The 19,858-nt window shown below is 71.2% G+C and carries 18 protein-coding genes; all 18 read right to left on the reverse strand.

Annotated features, from left to right (window positions below):
- Window positions 1–27: 27 nt before the first annotated feature.
- The 18 genes from CJ226_RS11490 to rpoZ all read right to left on the reverse strand — a co-directional run bounded on the left by CJ226_RS11490 (window position 28) and on the right by rpoZ (window position 19,775).
- A complete protein-coding gene (locus CJ226_RS11490) occupies window positions 28–1,494 on the reverse strand; it encodes a glutamate synthase subunit beta (RefSeq protein WP_025103473.1) in 1,467 nt (488 codons plus the stop codon).
- Window positions 1,487–6,010: a glutamate synthase large subunit gene (gene gltB, locus CJ226_RS11495; protein ID WP_102209237.1), complete on the reverse strand. Its 4,524-nt coding sequence runs from the start codon at window positions 6,008–6,010 to the stop codon at window positions 1,487–1,489. The genes CJ226_RS11490 and gltB overlap by 8 nt, the downstream gene beginning before the upstream one ends.
- Window positions 6,011–6,152: 142 nt before the next feature.
- Window positions 6,153–7,178 carry a prolipoprotein diacylglyceryl transferase gene (gene lgt, locus CJ226_RS11500; RefSeq protein WP_062634533.1) on the reverse strand — a complete coding sequence of 342 codons (1,026 nt, stop codon included), beginning with the start codon at window positions 7,176–7,178 and terminating at the stop codon, window positions 6,153–6,155.
- Window positions 7,179–7,188: 10 nt separating this feature from the next.
- Entirely contained in the window at window positions 7,189–7,992 is an 804-nt protein-coding gene (gene trpA, locus CJ226_RS11505; protein WP_062634531.1) for a tryptophan synthase subunit alpha, read from the reverse strand.
- Entirely contained in the window at window positions 7,989–9,257 is a 1,269-nt protein-coding gene (gene trpB, locus CJ226_RS11510) for a tryptophan synthase subunit beta (RefSeq protein ID WP_062634529.1), read from the reverse strand. Before trpB ends, trpA begins: the two co-directional genes overlap by 4 nt.
- On the reverse strand, window positions 9,254–10,030 hold the full coding sequence (trpC, locus tag CJ226_RS11515) for an indole-3-glycerol phosphate synthase TrpC (protein WP_102209238.1): 777 nt from the start codon (window positions 10,028–10,030) through the stop codon (window positions 9,254–9,256). Before trpC ends, trpB begins: the two co-directional genes overlap by 4 nt.
- A complete protein-coding gene (locus tag CJ226_RS11520; protein WP_025103479.1) occupies window positions 10,030–10,260 on the reverse strand; it encodes an HGxxPAAW family protein in 231 nt (76 codons plus the stop codon). The genes trpC and CJ226_RS11520 overlap by 1 nt, the downstream gene beginning before the upstream one ends.
- Before the next feature lie 47 nt (window positions 10,261–10,307).
- Complete coding sequence (locus CJ226_RS11525; protein WP_102209239.1) at window positions 10,308–10,898, reverse strand: Trp biosynthesis-associated membrane protein; 591 nt, start codon at window positions 10,896–10,898, stop codon at window positions 10,308–10,310.
- On the reverse strand, window positions 10,895–11,278 hold the full coding sequence (gene hisI, locus CJ226_RS11530; RefSeq protein WP_062634521.1) for a phosphoribosyl-AMP cyclohydrolase: 384 nt from the start codon (window positions 11,276–11,278) through the stop codon (window positions 10,895–10,897). The genes CJ226_RS11525 and hisI overlap by 4 nt, the downstream gene beginning before the upstream one ends.
- Entirely contained in the window at window positions 11,275–12,036 is a 762-nt protein-coding gene (hisF, locus tag CJ226_RS11535; protein ID WP_102209240.1) for an imidazole glycerol phosphate synthase subunit HisF, read from the reverse strand. The genes hisI and hisF overlap by 4 nt, the downstream gene beginning before the upstream one ends.
- Window positions 12,036–12,875 carry an ATP phosphoribosyltransferase gene (gene hisG, locus CJ226_RS11540; protein WP_025103483.1) on the reverse strand — a complete coding sequence of 280 codons (840 nt, stop codon included), beginning with the start codon at window positions 12,873–12,875 and terminating at the stop codon, window positions 12,036–12,038. Before hisG ends, hisF begins: the two co-directional genes overlap by 1 nt.
- A gap of 38 nt (window positions 12,876–12,913) precedes the next feature.
- Window positions 12,914–13,177: a phosphoribosyl-ATP diphosphatase gene (locus CJ226_RS11545; RefSeq protein WP_025103484.1), complete on the reverse strand. Its 264-nt coding sequence runs from the start codon at window positions 13,175–13,177 to the stop codon at window positions 12,914–12,916.
- A complete protein-coding gene (rpe, locus tag CJ226_RS11550) occupies window positions 13,174–13,854 on the reverse strand; it encodes a ribulose-phosphate 3-epimerase (RefSeq protein ID WP_062634518.1) in 681 nt (226 codons plus the stop codon). Before rpe ends, CJ226_RS11545 begins: the two co-directional genes overlap by 4 nt.
- A gap of 4 nt (window positions 13,855–13,858) precedes the next feature.
- Window positions 13,859–15,226, reverse strand: coding sequence for an RsmB/NOP family class I SAM-dependent RNA methyltransferase (locus tag CJ226_RS11555; RefSeq protein ID WP_102209330.1), 1,368 nt, complete (start codon window positions 15,224–15,226; stop codon window positions 13,859–13,861).
- A gap of 98 nt (window positions 15,227–15,324) precedes the next feature.
- Window positions 15,325–16,245, reverse strand: a complete 921-nt coding sequence (fmt, locus tag CJ226_RS11560) for a methionyl-tRNA formyltransferase (RefSeq protein WP_102209241.1) — start codon at window positions 16,243–16,245, stop codon at window positions 15,325–15,327.
- An 18-nt stretch (window positions 16,246–16,263) separates the two neighbouring features.
- Entirely contained in the window at window positions 16,264–18,222 is a 1,959-nt protein-coding gene (locus tag CJ226_RS11565) for a hypothetical protein (RefSeq protein ID WP_102209331.1), read from the reverse strand.
- A 16-nt stretch (window positions 18,223–18,238) separates the two neighbouring features.
- Window positions 18,239–19,432: a methionine adenosyltransferase gene (metK, locus tag CJ226_RS11570; RefSeq protein WP_102209242.1), complete on the reverse strand. Its 1,194-nt coding sequence runs from the start codon at window positions 19,430–19,432 to the stop codon at window positions 18,239–18,241.
- Between the two features lie 88 nt (window positions 19,433–19,520).
- Window positions 19,521–19,775 (reverse strand): DNA-directed RNA polymerase subunit omega, encoded by a 255-nt coding sequence (gene rpoZ, locus CJ226_RS11575; protein ID WP_025103490.1) that lies wholly within the window; start codon window positions 19,773–19,775, stop codon window positions 19,521–19,523.
- Window positions 19,776–19,858 lie beyond the last annotated feature (83 nt).

A 19,858-nucleotide genomic window follows, 5' to 3' on the forward strand; every position in this document is an offset into this window, starting at 1 on the left:
CAAACAGGCGACACTGCCGGCCTCAGCCTACGCGGGCTGGAGGCCGATCGCGACATCGCTCGGGCGCACCGGCTCCGGCAGCACGGTGGTGCCCATGAGGAAGCGGTCGACGTTCGCCGCCGCCGCCCGGCCCTCAGCGATCGCCCAGACGATGAGCGACTGCCCGCGTCCCGCGTCCCCGGCGACGAACACGCCGGGGATCGACGACTCGTAGCTCGCGGCGCGACGGAAGGCGCCGCGCTCGGTCACCTCCGGCCGGGTGTCCTCGGTGTAGCCGTCCTGCTCCGGCCCGGTGAAGCCCATCGCGATGAGCACCAGGTCGGCCGGGATCTCCCGCTCCGTGCCGCTCTTGGGCACGCGGCGGCCGTCGATGTACTCGGTCTCGGCCACGCGCAGCGCGCGGACCTCGCCGACGTCGTTCGACAGGAACTCCACGGTCGAGGCGAGGAAGACCCGCTCCCCGCCCTCCTCGTGAGCCGAGGCCACCTCGAAGATCGTCGGCATCATCGGCCACGGCTGGTGATCCGGCCGCGTCTCGCTCGGCTGCTTGCCGATGGCGAGGTTGGTGACGCTGAGGGCGCCCTGGCGGTGCGCGGTGCCGATGCAGTCGGCGCCCGTGTCGCCGCCGCCGATGACGATGACGTGCTTGCCCTCGGCGGTGATCTGGTCCGGGACGGTGTCGCCGGCGACCGCGTGGTTCGACTCGACGAGGTACTCCATCGCGAAGTGGACGCCGTCGAGGTCGCGACCGGGGATCGGCAGGTCGCGCGGGACCGTGGCGCCGGTGGCGATCACGACCGCGTCGTACCGGGCGCGCAGGTCGGCCCAGGAGATGTCCTTGCCGATCTCGACGCCGGCGCGGAACCGCGTGCCCTCCTCCTGCATCTGGCGCAGGCGGGCCTCGAGCTGGCTCTTCTCCATCTTGAAGTCCGGGATGCCGTAGCGCAGCAGGCCGCCGATGCGGTCGTCCCGCTCGAAGACGGCGACGGTGTGTCCGGCGCGGGTGAGCTGCTGGGCGGCGGCGAGACCGGCGGGGCCCGAGCCCACGACGGCCACGGTCTTGCCCGTCAGACGCTCCGGCGGCTCCGGCTCGACCCAGCCCTTGGCGAAGGCCTCGTCGATGATGGAGACCTCGATCTGCTTGATCGTCACGGCCGGCTGGTTGATGCCGAGGACGCACGAGCTCTCGCACGGGGCCGGGCAGAGCCGTCCGGTGAACTCCGGGAAGTTGTTCGTCGCGTGCAGCCGCTCGATCGCCGCGCGGCCCTCCCCGCGCCAGGTGAGGTCGTTCCACTCCGGGATGAGGTTGCCCAGGGGGCAGCCGGAGTGGCAGAAGGGCACGCCGCAGTCCATGCAGCGACTGGCCTGGCGACGGAGCACCGCCTTGTCGCCGGGCTCGTACACCTCTTTCCAGTCCATGATGCGCACGGGCACCGGACGGCGAGCGGGAAGTTCCCGCTCGGTCACCTTCAGAAAGCCTTTGGGGTCAGCCACCGGTCACCTCCAGGATGCGGTTCCAGACGATGTCGCCGTCGGGGTCGATCCCCTCGGCCAGTGCCTCCTCGCGCATGCTGCGCACGGCGGCGAAGTCGCGCGGGAGCACCTTCACGAACTCCGCCGCGCTGGCGTCGAAGTCCTCCAGCAGAGCCGCGGCGCGCGGGGACGCCGTGCGCTCCACGTGCTCCACGAGCAGGCCGCGCAGCACTTCGAGGTCGGCGCGGTCCAGCGGCTCGAGCCGGAGCTCGCCGCTACCGAGCGACTGCGCGTTGACCTTCGCGGTGTCCAGAGCGTGCACGTAGGCCACTCCCCCGGACATGCCGGCGCCGAAGTTGCGGCCGGTCGATCCGAGGATCACCGCGAGGCCGCCGGTCATGTACTCGAGCGCGTGGTCGCCCACGCCCTCGACCACCGCGGTCGCACCGGAGTTGCGGACGAGGAAGCGCTCGCCCACCACACCGGAGATGAACATGGTGCCGGAGGTGGCGCCGTACCCGATCACGTTGCCCGCGATGACGTTCTCGTGCGGGGCGATCGCGGAGCCGCGGGGCGGCCGGATCGTGATGTCCCCACCGGAGAGTCCCTTGCCGACGTAGTCGTTCGCGTCACCCTCCAGCCGGAGGATGATGCCCGGCGGGAGGAACGCACCGAGAGACTGTCCCGCCGTGCCGGTGAGGGTGACGTCGATGGTCTCCTTCGGCAGTCCGGTGGCGCCGTGGCGCGAGGTCACCTGATGCCCGAGCATCGTGCCGACCGCGCGCTCGGTGTTTGCGATCGGGAGCTCCACCACGACGGGGTCGCCGTTCAGCAGCGCTCCCTTCGCGATGTCGATGAGCTGCACGTCGAAGTGCTTGTCGAGCTCGTGGTCCTGGGCGCGGCCGCTGCGACGCGGCTCGCCGGCCGGGAACGCCGGACCCTCCAGCACCGGGCTGAGGTCGAGTCCCTCGGCCTTCCAGTGCGCGATCGCCGCGTTGGTCTCCAGGAGCTCGGTGCGACCGACGATCTCGTCGATCGAGCGGTAGCCGAGCTCGGCGAGCAGCTCGCGCACCTCCTCGGCGATGAACTCCATGAAGTTCACGACGAACTCGGGCTTGCCGGTGAACCGGTCGCGCAGGACGGGGTTCTGCGTCGCGACGCCCACCGGGCAGGTGTCGAGGTGGCAGACGCGCATCATGATGCAGCCGCTGACCACGAGGGGCGCGGTGGCGAAGCCGAACTCCTCGGCACCGAGCAGGGCGCCGATGATGACGTCCCGTCCGGTCTTGAGCTGCCCGTCGACCTGCACGACGACGCGGTCGCGCATGCCGTTGAGCATGAGCGTCTGCTGCGTCTCCGCGAGGCCGAGCTCCCACGGCGTTCCCGCGTGCTTCAGCGAGTTCAGCGGGCTCGCGCCCGTACCGCCGTCGTGACCGGACACGAGGATGACATCGCTGAGCGCCTTGGCGACACCGGCCGAGACCGCGCCGATGCCGGACTGGCTGACGAGCTTCGTGTGGATGCGCGCCTCGGGATTCGCCCGCTTCAGGTCGAAGATGAGCTGCTTGAGGTCTTCGATCGAGTAGATGTCGTGATGCGGCGGCGGCGAGATGAGGCCGACCCCCGCGGTGGCGTGCCGCGTGCGCGCGACCCAGGGGTACACCTTGGTCGGCGGGAGCTGACCGCCCTCACCGGGCTTGGCGCCCTGGGCGAGCTTGATCTGGATGTCGTCGGCCTCGGTGAGGTAGAGGCTCGTGACACCGAATCGACCCGAGGCCACCTGCTTGATCGCACTGCGCCGCTCGGGGTCGACGAGACGGTCGGGGTCTTCCCCGCCCTCCCCCGTGTTCGACTTGCCGCCGATCCGGTTCATCGCGATCGCGAGCGTCTCGTGCGCCTCCTTGGAGATGGAGCCGTAGCTCATCGCCCCCGTGGAGAAGCGCTTGACGATCGCCGAGACGGGCTCGACCTCGTCGAGCGGCACGGGCTTGCGCGTGCCGGTCCGCAGCGAGAACAGGCCGCGCAGCGTCTTCAGCTCGGCCGCCTGGTCGTCGACGAGCTTCGTGTACTCGCGGAAGATGTCGTAGCGGCGGGTCCGCGTGGAGTGCTGCAGCTTGAACACCGTCTCCGGATTGAAGAGGTGCGGAGAGCCGTCGCGACGCCACTGGTACTCGCCTCCGGTCCACAGGCGCTCGTGAGCGCGGGCCGCGGCATCCTCCGGGTAGGCGTAGTCGTGGCGGGCCTGGTTCTCGGCGAAGATCTCCTCGATCCCGATGCCGCCCAGCTTCGACTCGGTACGCGTGAAGTAGGCGTCGATGAACTCCTGGCTGAGGCCGACCGCCTCGAACACTTGCGCGCCCGCATAGGACGACACCGTGGAGATGCCCATTTTCGACATGATCTTCAGCACGCCCTTGCCGAGCGCGTAGATGAGGTTCTTCACGGCCTTCTCCGGGGAGATGCCCGTGATGTAGCCGGTGCGCACGAGGTGCTCGACCGTCTCCATGGCGAGGTAGGGGTTGATCGCGGAGGCGCCGTAGCCGATGAGCGTCGCGACGTGGTGCACCTCGCGCACGTCGCCGGCCTCGACGATCAGACCGACCTTCATCCGGTTCTCGCGCCGGATGAGGTGGTGGTGGATGGCCGACACCATGAGCAGCGACGGGATCGGGACGAGATCCTTGTTCGAGTCGCGGTCGGACAGGATGATGAACTCCGCGCCGTCCTCGATGGCCTGATCGACTTCGGCGCACATCTCGGTGAGGCGCTCCGCGAGGGTGTGGGGTCCCGCGTCGAAGTGGTAGAGACCGCGGATCGTGGCGCTCGAACGCCCGGGGAGGGCCTTGTCGATGTGCCGGATCTTCGCGAGCTCGTCGTTGTCGATGACCGGGAAGTCGAGCGACACCGTGCGGGTGTGCTCCGGACCCCAGCTCAGCAGGTTGACCTCAGGGCCGAGACCGAGCTTGAGGCTCGTGACGACCTCTTCGCGGATCGAGTCGAGCGGCGGGTTGGTCACCTGCGCGAACTGCTGCGTGAAGTAGTCGAAGAGCAGCCGCGGGCGCTTGCTGAGCACGGCGATCGGGGTGTCCGATCCCATGGCGCCCAGCGGCTCGACACCCGTCTGACCCATCGGGGTGAGGAGGATGCGGACCTCCTCCTCCGTGTACCCGAAGGTGCGCTGCCGCCGAGTGATCGACGCCGGCGGGTGCACGATGTGCTCGCGCTCGGGGAGGTCGGCCAGGCGGACGGAACCCGCGTCCAGCCACTCCTGCCACGGGTGCATCGACGCGAGATCGTGCTTGATCTCCTCATCCTCGACGATCCGGCGCTGAGCCGTGTCGACGAGGAACATCTTGCCGGGCTGCAGCCGGCCGCGGCGCTTGATGCGCTCCGGCTCGAAGTGCAGCACGCCGGTCTCGGAGCCGATGACGACGAGGCCGTCGGTGGTCTCCGTCCAGCGTCCGGGGCGCAGACCGTTGCGGTCCAGGGTAGCGCCGACGAGCGTGCCGTCGGTGAAGATGAGGGCGGCCGGGCCGTCCCACGGCTCCATCTGGTTGGAGTGGTACTCGTAGAACGCTCGCAGCTCCGGCGAGATGTCGGCCTGCTTCTCGTAGGCCTCCGGCACCATCATCATGATCGCGTGCGGCAGGCTGCGGCCGGTGAGGGTGAGCAGCTCCAGCACCTCGTCGAACGAGGCGGAGTCGCTGGCGCCGTCGGTGCAGATGGGCAGCAGGGGCGAGATGTCGCCGAGGAGCTCGGACTCGAGCTGCGACTGGCGGGCGCGCATCCAGTTGCGGTTGCCGCCGACGGTGTTGATCTCGCCGTTGTGGGCCAGCATCCGCAGCGGCTGCGCGAGCGGCCACGAGGGGAAGGTGTTCGTCGAGTACCGCGAGTGCACGACGGCGAGCTCCGAGGCGAAGCGCTCGTCCTGCAGATCCGGGTAGAACGGCTCGAGCTGGAGCGTGGTGACCATGCCCTTGTAGCCGAGCGTGCGGCTGGACAGGGAGACGAAGTAGGCGCCGAGCTCGTGACCGGCGCGCTTGCGGAGGCGATAGGCGACGCGGTCGAGCGTGATGCCGGTCAGCGGCGCATCGGCGAGGGTGGCGCCGCCGGCGCTCACGAAGAGCTGCTCGAAGGCGGGACGGGCCTCGTCGGCGAGCTTGCCGAGGTTCTCGTTGGCTGTGGGGACCTCGCGCCAGCCGAGGACGCGGAGCCCCTCCGCGCGGGCGATCTTCTCGATCCCGGCCTTCTGCTGGCGGCGCTCGCTCGAATCGCGAGGCAGGAAGGCCAGCCCGGCCGCGTACTCCCCCACGGGCGGCAGTTCGAAGCCGGTGACCGCGCGGAGGAACTCGTCCGGCATCTGGGTGAGGATGCCGGCTCCGTCCCCGGTGCCCGCGTCGGACCCGATGGCCCCGCGGTGCTCCAGGTTGCGCAGGGCCTCGAGGGCCAGCGCGATGATGTCGTGCCCGGCTTCGCCGCGCAGCGTTGCGACCATGGCCAGGCCGCAGGCGTCCTTCTCGAACGCCGGGTTGTACATGCCCTGCTTCGGGGGGTATGCGCCGGAGGCGCCGTAAGGGGGCTGGAAGTACACCAGTTACCGTCCTCAGATCTTCAGTGAAACCCGGGGACGTCGTCGGCCCGCTCGTTCAGTGCAATGGTTCTCCCGCCGCGAGTCGGCGTTATCGGGAGCCGTCCCCGCTCGAGGGAGCAGCGCTTGTGGCAGTGGCTCCGGCGGCGACTTCTTCGGCCGGAGGCTCGCTCACGTCCACGAAATCAGAGGGATTGTCCTGCGATTGTACATCAGCGTCCACGTCCTTCCGTCCGCGGCCCGGCTGGTACGGCGAGGGCTCGAGACCGGGGTGACGGCGCGTCTGCACCACGAGGATGACGAGGCCGAGGACGACGCCGATGATGGCGGCCCAGACGTTGCTGCGCAGGCCCAGGATGATCTCGCTCGGGTCGATGCGGATCGACTCCCACAGGATGCGTCCGGCGCTGTACCAGATGAGGTAGATCGCGAAGAGGCGCCCCCACTGGAAGAACAGCTTGCGGCCGAGCCACAGCAGCACGAGGACGCCGAGCCCGTTCCAGATGACCTCGTACAGGAAGGTCGGGTGGAAGAGGGTGCCCTCGGGGAGACCGGGAGGGAAGGCCGAATTGGTCGACTCGATCTCCAGGCCCCACGGCAGCGAGGTCGGCAGGCCGAAGAGCTCGTGGTTGAACCAGTTGCCGAAGCGGCCCATCGCCTGCGCGAGGAGCAGCCCGGGAGCCAGCGCGTCCGCGAAGGTCCAGAAGCGGATGCCGGTCCACCGGCATCCGAGGTAGGCGCCGACGGCACCGCCGATGAGCGCCCCGAAGATGGCGATGCCACCCTCCCAGATCGCCCACACGGAGCCCGGCTCGAAGGGATTCCAGGTGTTCTTGCCTTCGCCGAAGTAGAAGTTCGGGTGCGTGAGCACGTGGAAGATGCGCGCACCGATGATCGCGAGCGGCACGGCGAGGATGGCGATGTCGATGACCACCCACGGCTCCGCGCCGCGCTTGGTGAGGCGGTGGTTCGTCATCAGGACGGCGACGATGATGCCGGCGATGATGCACAGCGCGTAGAAGTGGATCCGGAGCGGACCGAGATCGAAGTACGACACGGGCGGGCTCGGGATGCTGGCGAGCACGCCGGCGGCGGTGCTGTGGAGCGCGGAGGACATGAGTGCGATCCTACTTCTCTGAGGCGAAGCGCGCCGACGCGGTGCCGGCGGCCAGGGTTCGGGTGACTTCGGCGAGGGCGGGCACACCGCCGTCGCGGAGGGCGCGGACGAGAGCGGTGCCCACGATGGCGCCGTCGGCGTACTCGGAGACGCCGGCGATCTGCTCCGGGGTCGAGATGCCGATGCCCACGCAGGCGCGACGGGCACCGTGGTCGCGGAGCCGCGACACGAGGGTTCGCGCCGCACGGTCGAGCTCGGCCCGCTCCCCCGTGATGCCCATGGTCGAGACGGTGTAGACGAAGCCCGTCGAGGACCGCACGACGAGGTCGAGGCGCTCGTCCGACGAGGTCGGAGCCGCGAGGAAGACCCGGTCGAGACCGAGCCGCTCGCTGGCCGCGATCCACTCACCGGCGGCCTCCGGCGTGATGTCCGGGGTGATGAGACCCGCGCCACCCGCGGCGAGCAGGTCCTCGGCATACCGCTCCACCCCGTACTGCAGCACCGGGTTCCAGTACGTCATCACGAGGACGGGGACATCGGTCGCGGCCGTGATCGCGCGGATGGCGGTGAAGAGGTCCTTCATCCGGAAGCCCGCGGCGAGGGCCTTGGTCGTCGCCTCCTGGATGATGGCGCCGTCCATGACGGGATCGCTGTAGGGCGGCCCGAGCTCGATGATGTCCACGCCGTTCTCGGCGAGGGCGATCGCAGCCTGGATGCTCGTCTCCAGGTCGGGGAAGCCGACGGGCAGGTAGCCGACGAAGGCGCTGCGGCCGGCGTCGTGCGCGCGCTGAATGGCTTGTTCCACGCGGCTCACAGCTGCGGCTCTCCCTTCGAGGCCGCGTCCTCGGCGGCGCTCTCCTCGGACACGTCGTGCGCGAGGGCGTCCTCGTCGTAGAGCTCGAAGTAGCGGGCGGCGGTGTCCATGTCCTTGTCGCCGCGACCCGAGAGGCAGATCGCGATGAGGCCGTCGGGGCCGAGCTCGCGGCCGATCCGCAGCGCGCCGGCGAGGGCATGAGCCGACTCGATGGCGGGGATGATGCCCTCGGTCCGGCTCAGCAGCCGTAGAGCCTGCATCGCCTCGTCGTCGGTCGCCGGGATGTACTCGGCGCGGCCGATGTCGGCCAGCCACGAGTGCTCCGGGCCGACGCCCGGGTAGTCGAGACCGGCGGAGATGGAGTGCGATTCGACGGTCTGGCCGTCTTCGTCCTGCAGCACGTACGTCTTCGCGCCGTGCAGCACGCCGGGGCGGCCGCGCTCGATCGAGGCCGCATGCTTGTCGGTGTCGACGCCGTCGCCCGCCGCCTCCACGCCGTACAGCCGCACGCCCTCGTCGTCCAGGAACGCGTCGAACATGCCGATCGCGTTGGATCCGCCGCCGACACAGGCGACGACCGCGTCGGGAAGCCGGCCGACCTCGTCGAGGATCTGCGCGCGGGCCTCCTCGCCGATGATCTTCTGGAAGTCGCGGACCATCGCCGGGAACGGGTGCGGTCCCGCGGCGGTGCCGAAGATGTAGTTGGTGGTCTCGACCGAAGCCACCCAGTCGCGGTAGGCGTCGTTGATCGCGTCCTTCAACGTGCGCGATCCGGAGGTCACCGCGACGACCTCGGCGCCCAGCAGGCGCATCCGGGCGACGTTCAGCGCCTGGCGCTCGGTGTCGACCTCACCCATGTAGATGGTGCAGTCCAGCCCGAACAGCGCGGCGGCGGTCGCCGTGGCGACGCCGTGCTGGCCTGCTCCGGTCTCGGCGATGACCCGGGTCTTGCCGAGGCGCTTGGTGAGCAGAGCCTGCCCCAGCACGTTGTTGATCTTGTGCGAACCGGTGTGGTTGAGGTCCTCGCGCTTGAGGAAGACCCGCGCGCCGCCCGCGTGCTCCGCGAACCGGGGCACCTCGGTGAGCGCGGACGGACGCCCGGCGTAGGAGGACAGCAGGTGGGCGAGCTCGGCACGGAACTCCGGGTCGGCGATGGCCTCCTCGTACGCGACGGTGAGCTCGTCGATCGCGGCGACCAGGGACTCCGGCATGTACCGCCCTCCGAAGTCACCGAAGAACGGACCGTGCTGGTCGCGCAGACTCACTTCGCCTCCAGGAAGCTCTCGAGAGTGGCGACCGGGTCTCCGGTCACCAGGGCCTCGCCGATCAGCACGACGTCGGCACCGGCCGAACGGTAGTGCGCGACGTCAGCGGGGGTGAGCACCGCGGACTCCGCGATCTTGATCGCCGAGTCCGGGATGCGGTCCACGAGCCGGCCGAAAAGATCGCGGTCGAGCTCGAGGGTCTTGAGATTGCGGGCGTTCACGCCGATCAGGGCGGCGCCGAGATCGATCGCGGCGTCCAGCTCCTCCGCCGAGTGTGTCTCCACGAGCGGCGTCATGCCGACTTCGAGGATGAACCCGTACAGGTCGCGGAGGACGTCCGGCTCCAGGCCCGCCACGATCAGGAGGACGAGATCGGCACCGGCGGCACGCGCCTCCAGCACCTGGTACCGGGTGGCGATGAAGTCCTTCCGGAGCACCGGCAGCGAGACCCGGGCGGTGACCGCCTCCAGATCGGCGAGACTGCCGCCGAAGCGGCGCTCCTCGGTGAGGACGCTGATCGCGGAGGCGCCACCGGTCTCGTAGAGCGCGGCCTGATGCGCGGGATCCGGGATCTCCGCGAGGGCACCGCGGGACGGACTCGCCCGCTTCACCTCGGCGATGATCTTCACCCGGTCGGCGGGAGCGAGGAAGGACAGCGCGTCCTTCGCCGCGGGGCGCGCGAGGGCGTCACGCTCGACGACCGCGAGCGGACGGGACTGGGAGCGACGCTCGGCGTCTGCGACAGCGCCGGCCGTCAGGTCGGCGAGGACCACTAGTGCGCCTTCGGAGCGTACTTGGGACCCTTCACGCCGTATCCCGCCTTCGCGAGCACCCAGCCGACGATCGCCCCGATCGGGATCAGTGCGGCGGCGATCCACACCAGGGTCGGCTGCTCGAAGCAGAACGCGACGGTCGCGGCGGCGAAGCCGACGAGCATGATCACGACGGCGGTCCAGGCCGCAGGCGAGTGTCCGTGGCCGGGGTCAGCGATCGGGTTGGTCATGTTCTCCTCCGGGGACGACGTGGGGATCTGGGTTCAGTCTATCGGGGTCAGCGCGTCGGGTCGGACCCGCGGGACAGCTCGTCCCAGGAATCGACCGCGTCGACGGGACCGTCGTGCGGCGCGTCGCTCGGCGCGTCGGTGCGATAGCGACGGCCGCCGGCCTTCCAGCGCCGCCAGGTGGTCAGCACGACGACGGCGGCGGCGAGCAGGATCACCCAGCCGACGAGGGCGAGGAACGGCCAGGCCGACGGCACGATGCTCGCCGCGACCTCGTGGACGGCTCCGCTGCCGGCGAGTCCCGTCGTCTCGGTGACGGTCGCGGCGACGGCACCGTAGGCGTCGCCGAGGAGGAGCTGCAGCGTGGACCAGCCCAGGAACAGTGCGGCCGCGGCTGCCAGCACCCCGAAGACGACGCGCACGACCCGGCCGGCGATCGCGAGGGCGGCACCGAGCGCCAGGACCGCGAGGCTCAGCGGGGCGAGGAGCACGAGGGCGGAGGCACCGGGGACGAGGATGTCCTCCCCCGCGTCCGCGCGCTGCACCGTGAACCAGGTCTGCGTGGAGGAGATGATCCCGATGGCGCCGGCCATCAGGAACCCCGTCACGGAGAGGGAGCGGCCGCGCTCCGCGATGCTCACGAGGCGCTCACCCCGTCGACGGCGTCCAGGTCGGTGGTGTCGAAGCACGTCCGCGTGCCGGTGTGGCATGCGGGGCCGGTCTGATCGACGAGGAGCAGGAGGGCATCTCCGTCGCAGTCGAGCCGGGCCTCCCGCACGACCTGGATGTGGCCGGACGTGTCCCCCTTGCGCCAGTACTCCTGCCGCGAGCGGGACCAGTAGGTCGCACGACCGGAGGTGAGCGTGCGGCGCAGGGCCTCGGCATCCACCCACGCCAGCATGAGCACCTCGCGCGAGTCCCACTGCTGCACGATGATCGGGGCGAGCCCGTCGGCGTTGAAGGCGACCTGCGCGATGCGGTCGTCGACGGAGACCTCGTCCTGCTTCGGCGTGTCGGTCATCGGACGAGCACTCCTTCCGCGCGCAGCGCTTCCTTCACGTCGCCGACGGTCAGGGCTCCGGTATGGAACACGCTGGCCGCGAGCACGGCGTCGGCGCCGGCCTTGATGGCCGGAGCGAAGTCGGTCGCCCGTCCCGCACCGCCGGAGGCGATGACGGGGATCGGCGCGACTTCGCGCATGAGGCGGACGAGCTCGAGGTCGAAGCCGTCGCGGGTGCCGTCGGCGTCGATCGAGTTCACCAGCAGCTCCCCCGCCCCGCGCTCCGCGGCCTCGCGCGCCCAGTCGAGCGCGTCCAGCGTGGTCTGCGTGCGACCGCCGTGCGTGGTGACGACGAAGCCGGAGCGCGTCGTGTCGGCGCGCTTGACGTCGAGCGAGAGCACGAGCACCTGGGCACCGAAGCGATCCGCGATCTCGCCGATGAGCTCGGGACGGGCGATCGCCGCGGAGTTCACGCCGACCTTGTCCGCCCCCACCGAGAGGAGCCGGGCGACGTCGTCGACGCTGCGCACCCCGCCGCCCACCGTCAGCGGCACGAAGACCTGCTCCGCGGTGCGCTGCACGACGTCGTAGGTCGTGGCCCGCGCATCCACCGTCGCGGTGACGTCCAGGAACGTGATCTCGTCGGCACCCTGGGCGGCGTAGTGGCGGGCGAGCTCCACCGGATCGCCCATGTCGCGGAGGTTCTCGAAGTTGACGCCCTTGACGACGCGACCGTCGGCGACGTCGAGGCACGGGATGACGCGACTCGCGAGGGCCATCAGAGCCTCGCCGCGTGGATCGCTGTGACGAGGATGGCCCGGGCGCCCAGGGCGTACAGGTCGTCCATCACCTGGTTGACCCGGCGACGCGGGATCATGACGCGCACGGCCACCCAGGCCGGGTCGCGGAGCGGCGAGATGGTCGCGGACTCGCGACCCGGGGCGATGGCCACGGCCTGATCGACGAGCTCGGTGGGGAGGTCGTAATCGAGGAGCACGTAGCGACGCGCGACCATGACGCCGCGGAGTCGGCGCAGCAGCGTCTCCACGCCGTCGGCCTCACCGGGACGGCTGATCAGCACAGCCTCGGACTCCAAGATCACGGGGCCGAAGATCTCCAGCCCCGCCTGGCGCAGGGTGGTGCCGGTGGACACCACGTCGGCGACCGCGTCGGCGACGCCGAGGCGTACGGCGGACTCCACGGCACCGTCGAGCTGCACGAGCTCGGCGTTCACCCCCTGGTCGCGGAGGAAGGATCCCACCAGACCCGGATAGGCGGAGGCCACGCGGACGCCGTCGAGATCCTGGACGGAGGTGAAGCGTCCGGGAGGACCGGCGAAGCGGAACGTGGACGCCCCGAAGCCGAGCTGCTCGATCTCGCGCGCCGGCTGCTGCACGTCGAGGAGGAGATCACGACCGGTGATGCCGACGTCGAGGGCGCCGGAGGCCACGTAGGTGGCGATGTCACGCGGGCGGAGGAAGAAGAACTCGACGTCGTTCTCGGCGTCGATGACATGCAGGGTCTTGGGGTCGCGGCGGCCGGCGTAGCCCGCCTCCGCGAGCATCTCGGCGGCGGTCTCGGAGAGCGAGCCCTTGTTGGGAACGGCGATGCGCAGCATGAACGGCTTTCAGTTCGAAGGAGTGGGACCGGAGCGCATCACAGATGTCGGTAGACGTCCTGCAGGGTGAGGCCCTTCGCGAGCATCATCACCTGCAGGTGGTAGAGGAGCTGGGAGATCTCCTCGGCGGCAGCGGCATCCGACTCGTACTCCGCCGCCATCCAGACCTCGGCCGCCTCTTCGACGATCTTCTTGCCGATCGCATGCACGCCGCCGTCGAGCTCCGCCACGGTGCCCGATCCCTCGGGTCGGGTCTCGGCCTTGACGCTGAGCTCGGCGAACAGCTCGTCGAAAGTCTTCACCCCTCCAGGCTACCGGCTCGCGCGAGGTCCCTGAGCCGGGTGACGGCCGCCTCCACGTCGTCCGCCCCGTAGACCGCGGATCCGGCGACGAAGGTGTCGGCTCCCGCTTCGGCCGCCTGGGCGATCGTCGCGTCGGAGATGCCGCCGTCGACCTGGAGCCAGACGGACGAGCCGCGGCGCCGCGCCTCCGTGGACAGCGCCTGCAGCTTCGGCATGGTCTCGGGCAGGAAGCCCTGTCCGCCGAACCCCGGCTCGACGGTCATCACGAGGATCTGGTCGAACTCGTCCAGCAAGTCGAAGAGTCCCTCGACAGGGGTCGCGGGCTTGACCGCGACCCCCGCACGGGCGCCGATGTCGCGCAGCCGTCGTGCGAGAGCCACCGGCTCCCCCGCCGCTTCCAGGTGGAAGGTCACGCTCGCGGCGCCGAGCTCGGCGTAGCCCGGGGCCCAGCGATCCGGATCCGTGATCATGAGATGCACGTCCAGCGGCACCGGGCTGGTCTCCTGGATGCGCTGGACCATCTGCGGGCCGAACGTGAGGTTCGGGACGAAGTGGTTGTCCATGACGTCGACGTGCGCGAAGTCGGCCGTCGCGATGCGGGCGAGCTCCGCCTGCATGTTGACGAAGTCGGCGGCGAGGATGCTGGGGTTGATGCGCGGGGCGCGGGGCAGATCCATGGTCTCAACCTTCCTTCGGGGCGTCTGTCGCCTCCAGCGGGCGCTGCAGGAGTGCGAGGAACATCGCGTCGGTGCCGTGCCGATGCGGCCAGAGCTGAGCGCTTCCCGTCTGCGCCCGCCCGTCGTCGGCGAGATCGATCGGCGACTGCGCCACGCCGTGCAGCACCGCGCGGGCATCGAGCTCGACGAGCTCTGGCCGGATGCGCCGCACCTCCTCGACCACCGCCGTGGTCTCCGCGAGATGGGGCGAACAGGTGACGTACGCGACGACGCCTCCCGGTGCGAGAGCGTCCGCAGCCGCCGTGAGCAGGCCGACCTGCAGGGGCACGAGCTCGGCGACGTCCGCCGGGGACTTCCGCCACCGGGCCTCCGGGCGCCGTCGGAGGGCGCCGAGGCCGGTGCAGGGGGCGTCCACGAGGATCCGGTCGAACGCCTCCGGCCGCTCGGCCGCCAGCTCCCGGCCGTCGCGCTCGTGCACGGTGACGTCGCCCGGGACAGCGCGCAGGGCGTTGCGCACGAGCCGGGCGCGGGTCGGCACCACCTCGTTGGCCTCCAGGACGGCGTCGTTCTGCCGGGCGACGGCGGCGAGCAGGGCGGTCTTCCCGCCGGGGCCTGCGCACAGGTCGAGCCATCGCTCCCCCGTGCGCAGCGGCGTCGCCGCGGTCAGCGCGAGCGCGACGAGCTGAGACCCCTCGTCCTGCACCCGGACCGCACCGTCGGAGGCGGCCAGCGCGAGACGCGGATCGCCTCCCGGAGACGCGAACGCCGTGGCGGCGTAGGGCCGGCGGGGCTCCTGCGGCTCCGCGAGCCCGGGGAGGGCGACCAGGGTGACCTCGGGCGAGACGTTGTCGGCCTCCAGCAGGGCGTCCAGCTCCTCGACGCGCCCCTCGGCGGCGAGGGCGCGCCGCAGCGCCCGGATGATCCACACCGGGTGCGCGGCTCGGAGGGCCCGGCGTTCGTCGTCCGATCGCGCCGCCGCCTCGATGCGCGCGAGCCATTCGCCCGGCGACTCGCGGGCGATCCGCCGGAGCACCGCGTTGGCGAAGCTCGACGCGCCACGCCCCGCCGTGAGGGCCACGAGGTTCACGGACTCGTTCACGGCGGCGTGCGAGGCCACCCGCGTCGCGAGGAGCTGATGCACCGCGAGCCGGAGGGCGTCGAGCACGGCGGGGTCGATCGCGTCGGCGGGGCGGTCGGCGGCGGCGGCGATGATCGCGTCGTAGGTGCCCCGGCGACGGAGCGTGCCGTAGGTCAGCTCGGTCGCGAGAGCCGCGTTCTGCGGGTCGAGCCCTGCCTCGGCGATCGCCGTCGGGAGGAGCAGGTTGGCGTAGGCGTCGGAGTCCGACACCGCCCTGATCACGTCGTAGGCCACGCGGCGCGCCGGCTGGACCGACCGGTTCGGGCCGCGGCCGTTCCGCGCCCGGCCTGCGTGCTGCCGACCCGAGCCGGGGCGCCGTCCGTCGTTCGCGTTCACGAGCCGGCCACCGGAGTCGTGCCCTGCAGACCCCGCCACCAGTCGGCGGCGTTCATGGGGCCCTTGCCCGCGGGCTGCAGCCGGGTGACGGCCAGCGGCGAGGTGGCCGTCCCGATCAGGACCTCCGCGCGCGTGCCCGCCATGGCACCCGGTCGCAGGTCCTCCGCCTCGGCACCGGCGGGTCGCGCCTCGAGGATCTTCAGCCGCTGACCGTCGATCGTCGTGTGCGCTCCCGGCTCCGGCGTGACTCCGCGGAACCGGGCATACACGGCGTCGAACGGCTCGCGGAAGTCGAGGAGACCGTCCTCGAGCGTCAGCTTGCCGGCGAACGTCGGCTCGCCCTCCTGCGGGACGGCGCGGGCACTGCCGTCCGCGATCGCGGCGACCACGTCGGCGGTGAGACCGGCGCCGTCGAGGGCCAGAGCCTCCAGCGCCTCCCCCGCCGTGGCGGTCGCCGGGAGCTCGACGGTACGCATCGCGAACACGTCGCCGGCGTCGAGCTCGGGGACGAGCTGGAAGACGCTCGCGCCGAGGACGGCATCTCCCGCGATCAGAGCGCGCTGCACCGGCGCGGCTCCGCGCCAGGCCGGCAGGAGCGAGAAGTGCAGGTTGATCCACCCGGCATCCGGCACCGACAGGAGCGGCTCGCGCACGAGTCCGCCGTACGCGACGATCACGCCGAGCTCCGGGCGCAGGGCCGAGACCTCCGTCGTCACCGGCTCGTCCAGCCGGGCAGCGTGGATGACCGGCAGGCCGAGCTCGACCGCAGCCTGAGCGACCGGCGACGGGGTCAGCACCCGCTTGCGCCCGAGGGGGGCGTCGGGGCGCGTCACCACCGCGACGATGTCGTGCTCGGCGGCGAGGCGTCGCAGAGTGGGGACCGCGGCGGCGGGAGTGCCGGCGAAGACGAGGCGCATGAAGGTTCTCCGGAAGGGTCAGAGTTCTGGATCGAGGATATCGAGGCGGACCGACAGCGTGCTGCGGGCGGCCTTGGTCCGGCCTCGGCGGCCGCTCACCGCCTCCGCCACGACGGCAGCACGGAGGGTGGTCGCGACGCGGCTCCCCGCGCCGTAGTCGAAGCGCACGAGCGCCCGCACGCGGGGCGGGACGTCATCCGATTCGACGGGGACGGGACCGAGCACCGCGTCGGAGGGCAGGGAGAGTTCGGACAGGGCCTCCAGAGCGCGCGCCACGGCGGCGGACGAGCCTTCCACGAGCGCGACGCGTGCGGTCGGCGGCATGTGCAGCGGCGCGCGCTGCTCCAGCTCGGTGCGTGCGTAGGCAGGGTGGTTCCACGTGGCGAGGGCTCTCGCGACGGCGCCGTCGACGCCGACGAGGTGGACGGGGGCGCCCGGCGCGGCGAGGGCGGCGGCGTTCGACCACCACCGCAGACACGCTTCGCCGATGCGCAGATCCGGCGCCTGCAGCATCCGCGGGCCGTCGAGCAGCACGACCGCCCGGTAGCCGCCCTCCGCGAGGGGCTCGGCGCCGCGCGTGGCGACCACGAGGGCCGGGCGCCCGTCGACGCGCTCCACCGGATGGCTGCCGTCGGCGACGATGACGCGGACGCCGGGGAAGGCGCGTCCGAGCTCGTCGGCGGTCCGCTCGCTGCCGGATGAAGCGAGCCGGAGACGGGTCGAGGAGCACGCCGGGCAGGTCCACGCCCTGGCACCACGCCCGCACCACCCGCACACCGGGACCGCGCCACGATGGCGGGCGCCGAGAGGACCGCCGCAATGAGGGCATCGGGCGGGAGCCCGGCAGTCGGCGCAGACGAGGGACGGCGCGAAGCCGGGCCGCGAGACCTGGATGAGCACCGGCCCTTCCGCGGCCGCGTTCCGGGCGGCGAGGAAGGCCGACGACGGCATGCGCTGGGGCGTCGGCTGCTCCATCTCCTGCGGTGTGCTCAGCACCACACGCGGGAGGACCCGTCGGGTCGCGCGGACATCCCGCAGCCAGCCGTGCACGACGAGCCGCTCGACCTCGGTCGTCCGCGTATGACCGGCGAAGAGCAGGGCCGAGCCCTCCGCCTCCTGTCGCAGCAGCGCCGCGTCCCGGGCGTGGACGTAGGGTGCGAGCGGCTCGCCCAGCAGGCTGTCGCCGTCGTCCCACAGCGCCACGAGACCGGCGACGACAGGGGCGTACACGGCGGACCTGTTCCCGACGACGATGCAGGGCGCGTCCTCGAGCGTGCGCAGGAAAGAGCGATAGCGATCCGGGTTGGACTGTCGGGAGTCGTACCGCGCGATCGCCTCCGCAGGGACGAACGTGTCGAGGGCGGCCAGCAGCCGATCGAGGTCACGGTGGTCGGGCACGACGAGGATGGCCGACCTCCCCGCCGCGAGCGTGGTCGCGGCGGCGGCAGCGAGCATCCGCGCCCAGCCCGGTGTGTCGTCGCTGAGCTGCGGGATGGCCTCGACGGCCGCGCGTCCGTTCTCGTCGAGCACCGCCCGCAGTCCGTCGTACAGTCCGACGACGGACGCGGCCGCATCGCGGGCCTCGGGTTCCAGGAGCGGCGTCGGAGCGTCGGCGGTCCAGGCCTTCTCGACCCGCACCTGCCGCTTCGGGATCACCAGCCGCAGCACGTCGGCTGCCGACCCTGCCGCGCGATCGGCGACGCGCCGCGCCAGTCGGTACAGGCGATCCGGCAGCACGGGAACGGCCGACACGATGCTCTCGACCTCGGAGAGAGGCCGATCGGCGTCGTCCTCCACGTCGAGCTCCACCACGAATCCGTCGACCACGCGCCCCGCGGTCCGCAGGGGCACGCGCACGCGGACCCCGGGCTCGACGTCACCGAGCTCCGGCGGGAGCGCGTAGTCGAACAGGCGGTCGAGCTGCGGCAGCGGCGACTCGAGGAGCACCCGCGCGATGCGCCGGCTCTCCGGGGAGATCAGCACCGCGGACCCGTCAGAGCCCGGCAGCGCGCCGCAGCTCCTCGGCCCGGTCCGTCCGCTCCCACGTGAAGTCCGGCAGCTCCCGGCCGAAGTGCCCGTACGCGGCCGTCTGCGCATAGATCGGCCGCAGCAGGTCGAGCTGCTCGATGATGGCCTGCGGCCGGAGGTCGAACACCTCGTCGATGGCGCGGGTGATGACCTCGTCGGACACCCGTCCGGTGCCGAAGGTCTCCACGTACAGGCCGACGGGGCGGGCGACGCCGATCGCGTAGGCGACCTGCACCTCGAGGCGGTCGGCGAGGCCCGCGGCGACCGCGTTCTTGGCGACCCAGCGCGTCGCATAGGCGCCGGAGCGGTCGACCTTCGACGGGTCCTTGCCGCTGAAGGCACCACCGCCGTGCCGTGCGGCGCCGCCGTAGGTGTCGATGATGATCTTGCGGCCGGTGAGCCCGGCGTCTCCCTTGGGGCCGCCCGTGACGAAGGGGCCCGCGGGGTTGATGTAGTAGGTGACGTCGTCGAGGTCGAGGCCGGTCGTGGCGAGGACCGGATCGATGACGTGCTCGCGGATCTGCGCCTTGAGGTCGTCCTGGGCGATGTCCGGGTTGTGCTGCGTGGACAGCACGACGGCGTCGACGGTCTTCGGGGTGAAGCCGTCGTAACCGAGGGTGACCTGCGTCTTCCCGTCCGGGCGCAGGAAGGGCAGCAGCCCGCTGCGGCGCACCTCGGTCAGCCGCTCGGCGATGCGGTGCGCGGTCCATGCGGCCATCGGCATGAGCTGCGGGGTCTCGGTGGTGGCGAACCCGAACATGATGCCCTGGTCCCCGGCGCCGAGGCCGTCGAGCGGATCGACCGACGAGCCGTCGCGGTGCTCCTGGGCGTTGTCGACCCCGTGGGCGATGTCGGTGGACTGCTCCCCCACCGAGACGCTGACGCCGCACGAGTCGCCGTCGAAGCCGGTGTCGGACGACGTGTAGCCGATGCCGTTCACGACCTGGCGGACGATCGTCGGGATGTCGACGTAGGCGTCGGTGCGGATCTCGCCGGCCACATGCACGAGCCCGGTCGTGACGAGCGTCTCGACCGCGACCCGGGAGGCCGGGTCCTTCGCGAGCAGTCCGTCGAGGATGCTGTCCGAGATCTGGTCGCAGATCTTGTCCGGATGCCCTTCGGTGACGGACTCGGACGTGAACAGACGCAGCGCGCTCATCGATGCTCCAGAACGGGGACGGACGGTGGGAGGGTGTGGCACCCATTCTGGACCGCGCCACCGACGTTGCGGCGGCGCGGTCGTCGAGTTACTCCGCGTGACGCAGGCGGAGCTTGTCCTCGTTGATCTCGTGCAGGGCGATGGTGAGCGGCTTGTCCTCGACCGAGGAGTCGACGAGCGGGCCCACGTTGTCGAAGAGGTTCCCCTCGTGCAGGTCGGAGTAGTAGTCGTTGATCTGACGGGCGCGCTTGGCCGCGTAGATCACGAGCTCGTACTTGGAGTCGACACGCTCCAGCAGGTTGTCGATGGGGGGATCGATGATGCCGTTGTTGCGTCCGGCCATGGGTGGACCTCCTGATCAGGCGACGGGATTCGCCGCGAAGACGGTGCTGCGGGCGCGCGACCCTTCGACGAGCTCAGGGACCG

This window comes from Microbacterium sp. UMB0228 (genome assembly GCF_002871415.1).
Lineage (GTDB): Bacteria > Actinomycetota > Actinomycetes > Actinomycetales > Microbacteriaceae > Microbacterium.

Bases quoted from the DNA above. Each gene is read 5' to 3' on its own strand.
- hisF (WP_102209240.1), bottom strand. From the start codon at position 12,036: ATGGCCCTCGCGAGTCGCGTCATCCCGTGCCTCGACGTCGCCGACGGT.
- rpe (WP_062634518.1), bottom strand. From the start codon at position 13,854: ATGGATCTGCCCCGCGCCCCGCGCATCAACCCCAGCATCCTCGCCGCC.
- hisI (WP_062634521.1), bottom strand. From the start codon at position 11,278: ATGACCGACACGCCGAAGCAGGACGAGGTCTCCGTCGACGACCGCATC.
- lgt (WP_062634533.1), bottom strand. From the start codon at position 7,178: ATGTCCTCCGCGCTCCACAGCACCGCCGCCGGCGTGCTCGCCAGCATC.
- hisG (WP_025103483.1), bottom strand. From the start codon at position 12,875: ATGCTGCGCATCGCCGTTCCCAACAAGGGCTCGCTCTCCGAGACCGCC.
- gltB (WP_102209237.1), bottom strand. From the start codon at position 6,010: ATGTACAACCCGGCGTTCGAGAAGGACGCCTGCGGCCTGGCCATGGTC.
- fmt (WP_102209241.1), bottom strand. From the start codon at position 16,245: ATGCGCCTCGTCTTCGCCGGCACTCCCGCCGCCGCGGTCCCCACTCTG.
- metK (WP_102209242.1), bottom strand. From the start codon at position 19,432: ATGAGCGCGCTGCGTCTGTTCACGTCCGAGTCCGTCACCGAAGGGCAT.
- CJ226_RS11520 (WP_025103479.1), bottom strand. From the start codon at position 10,260: ATGACCAACCCGATCGCTGACCCCGGCCACGGACACTCGCCTGCGGCC.
- rpoZ (WP_025103490.1), bottom strand. From the start codon at position 19,775: ATGGCCGGACGCAACAACGGCATCATCGATCCCCCCATCGACAACCTG.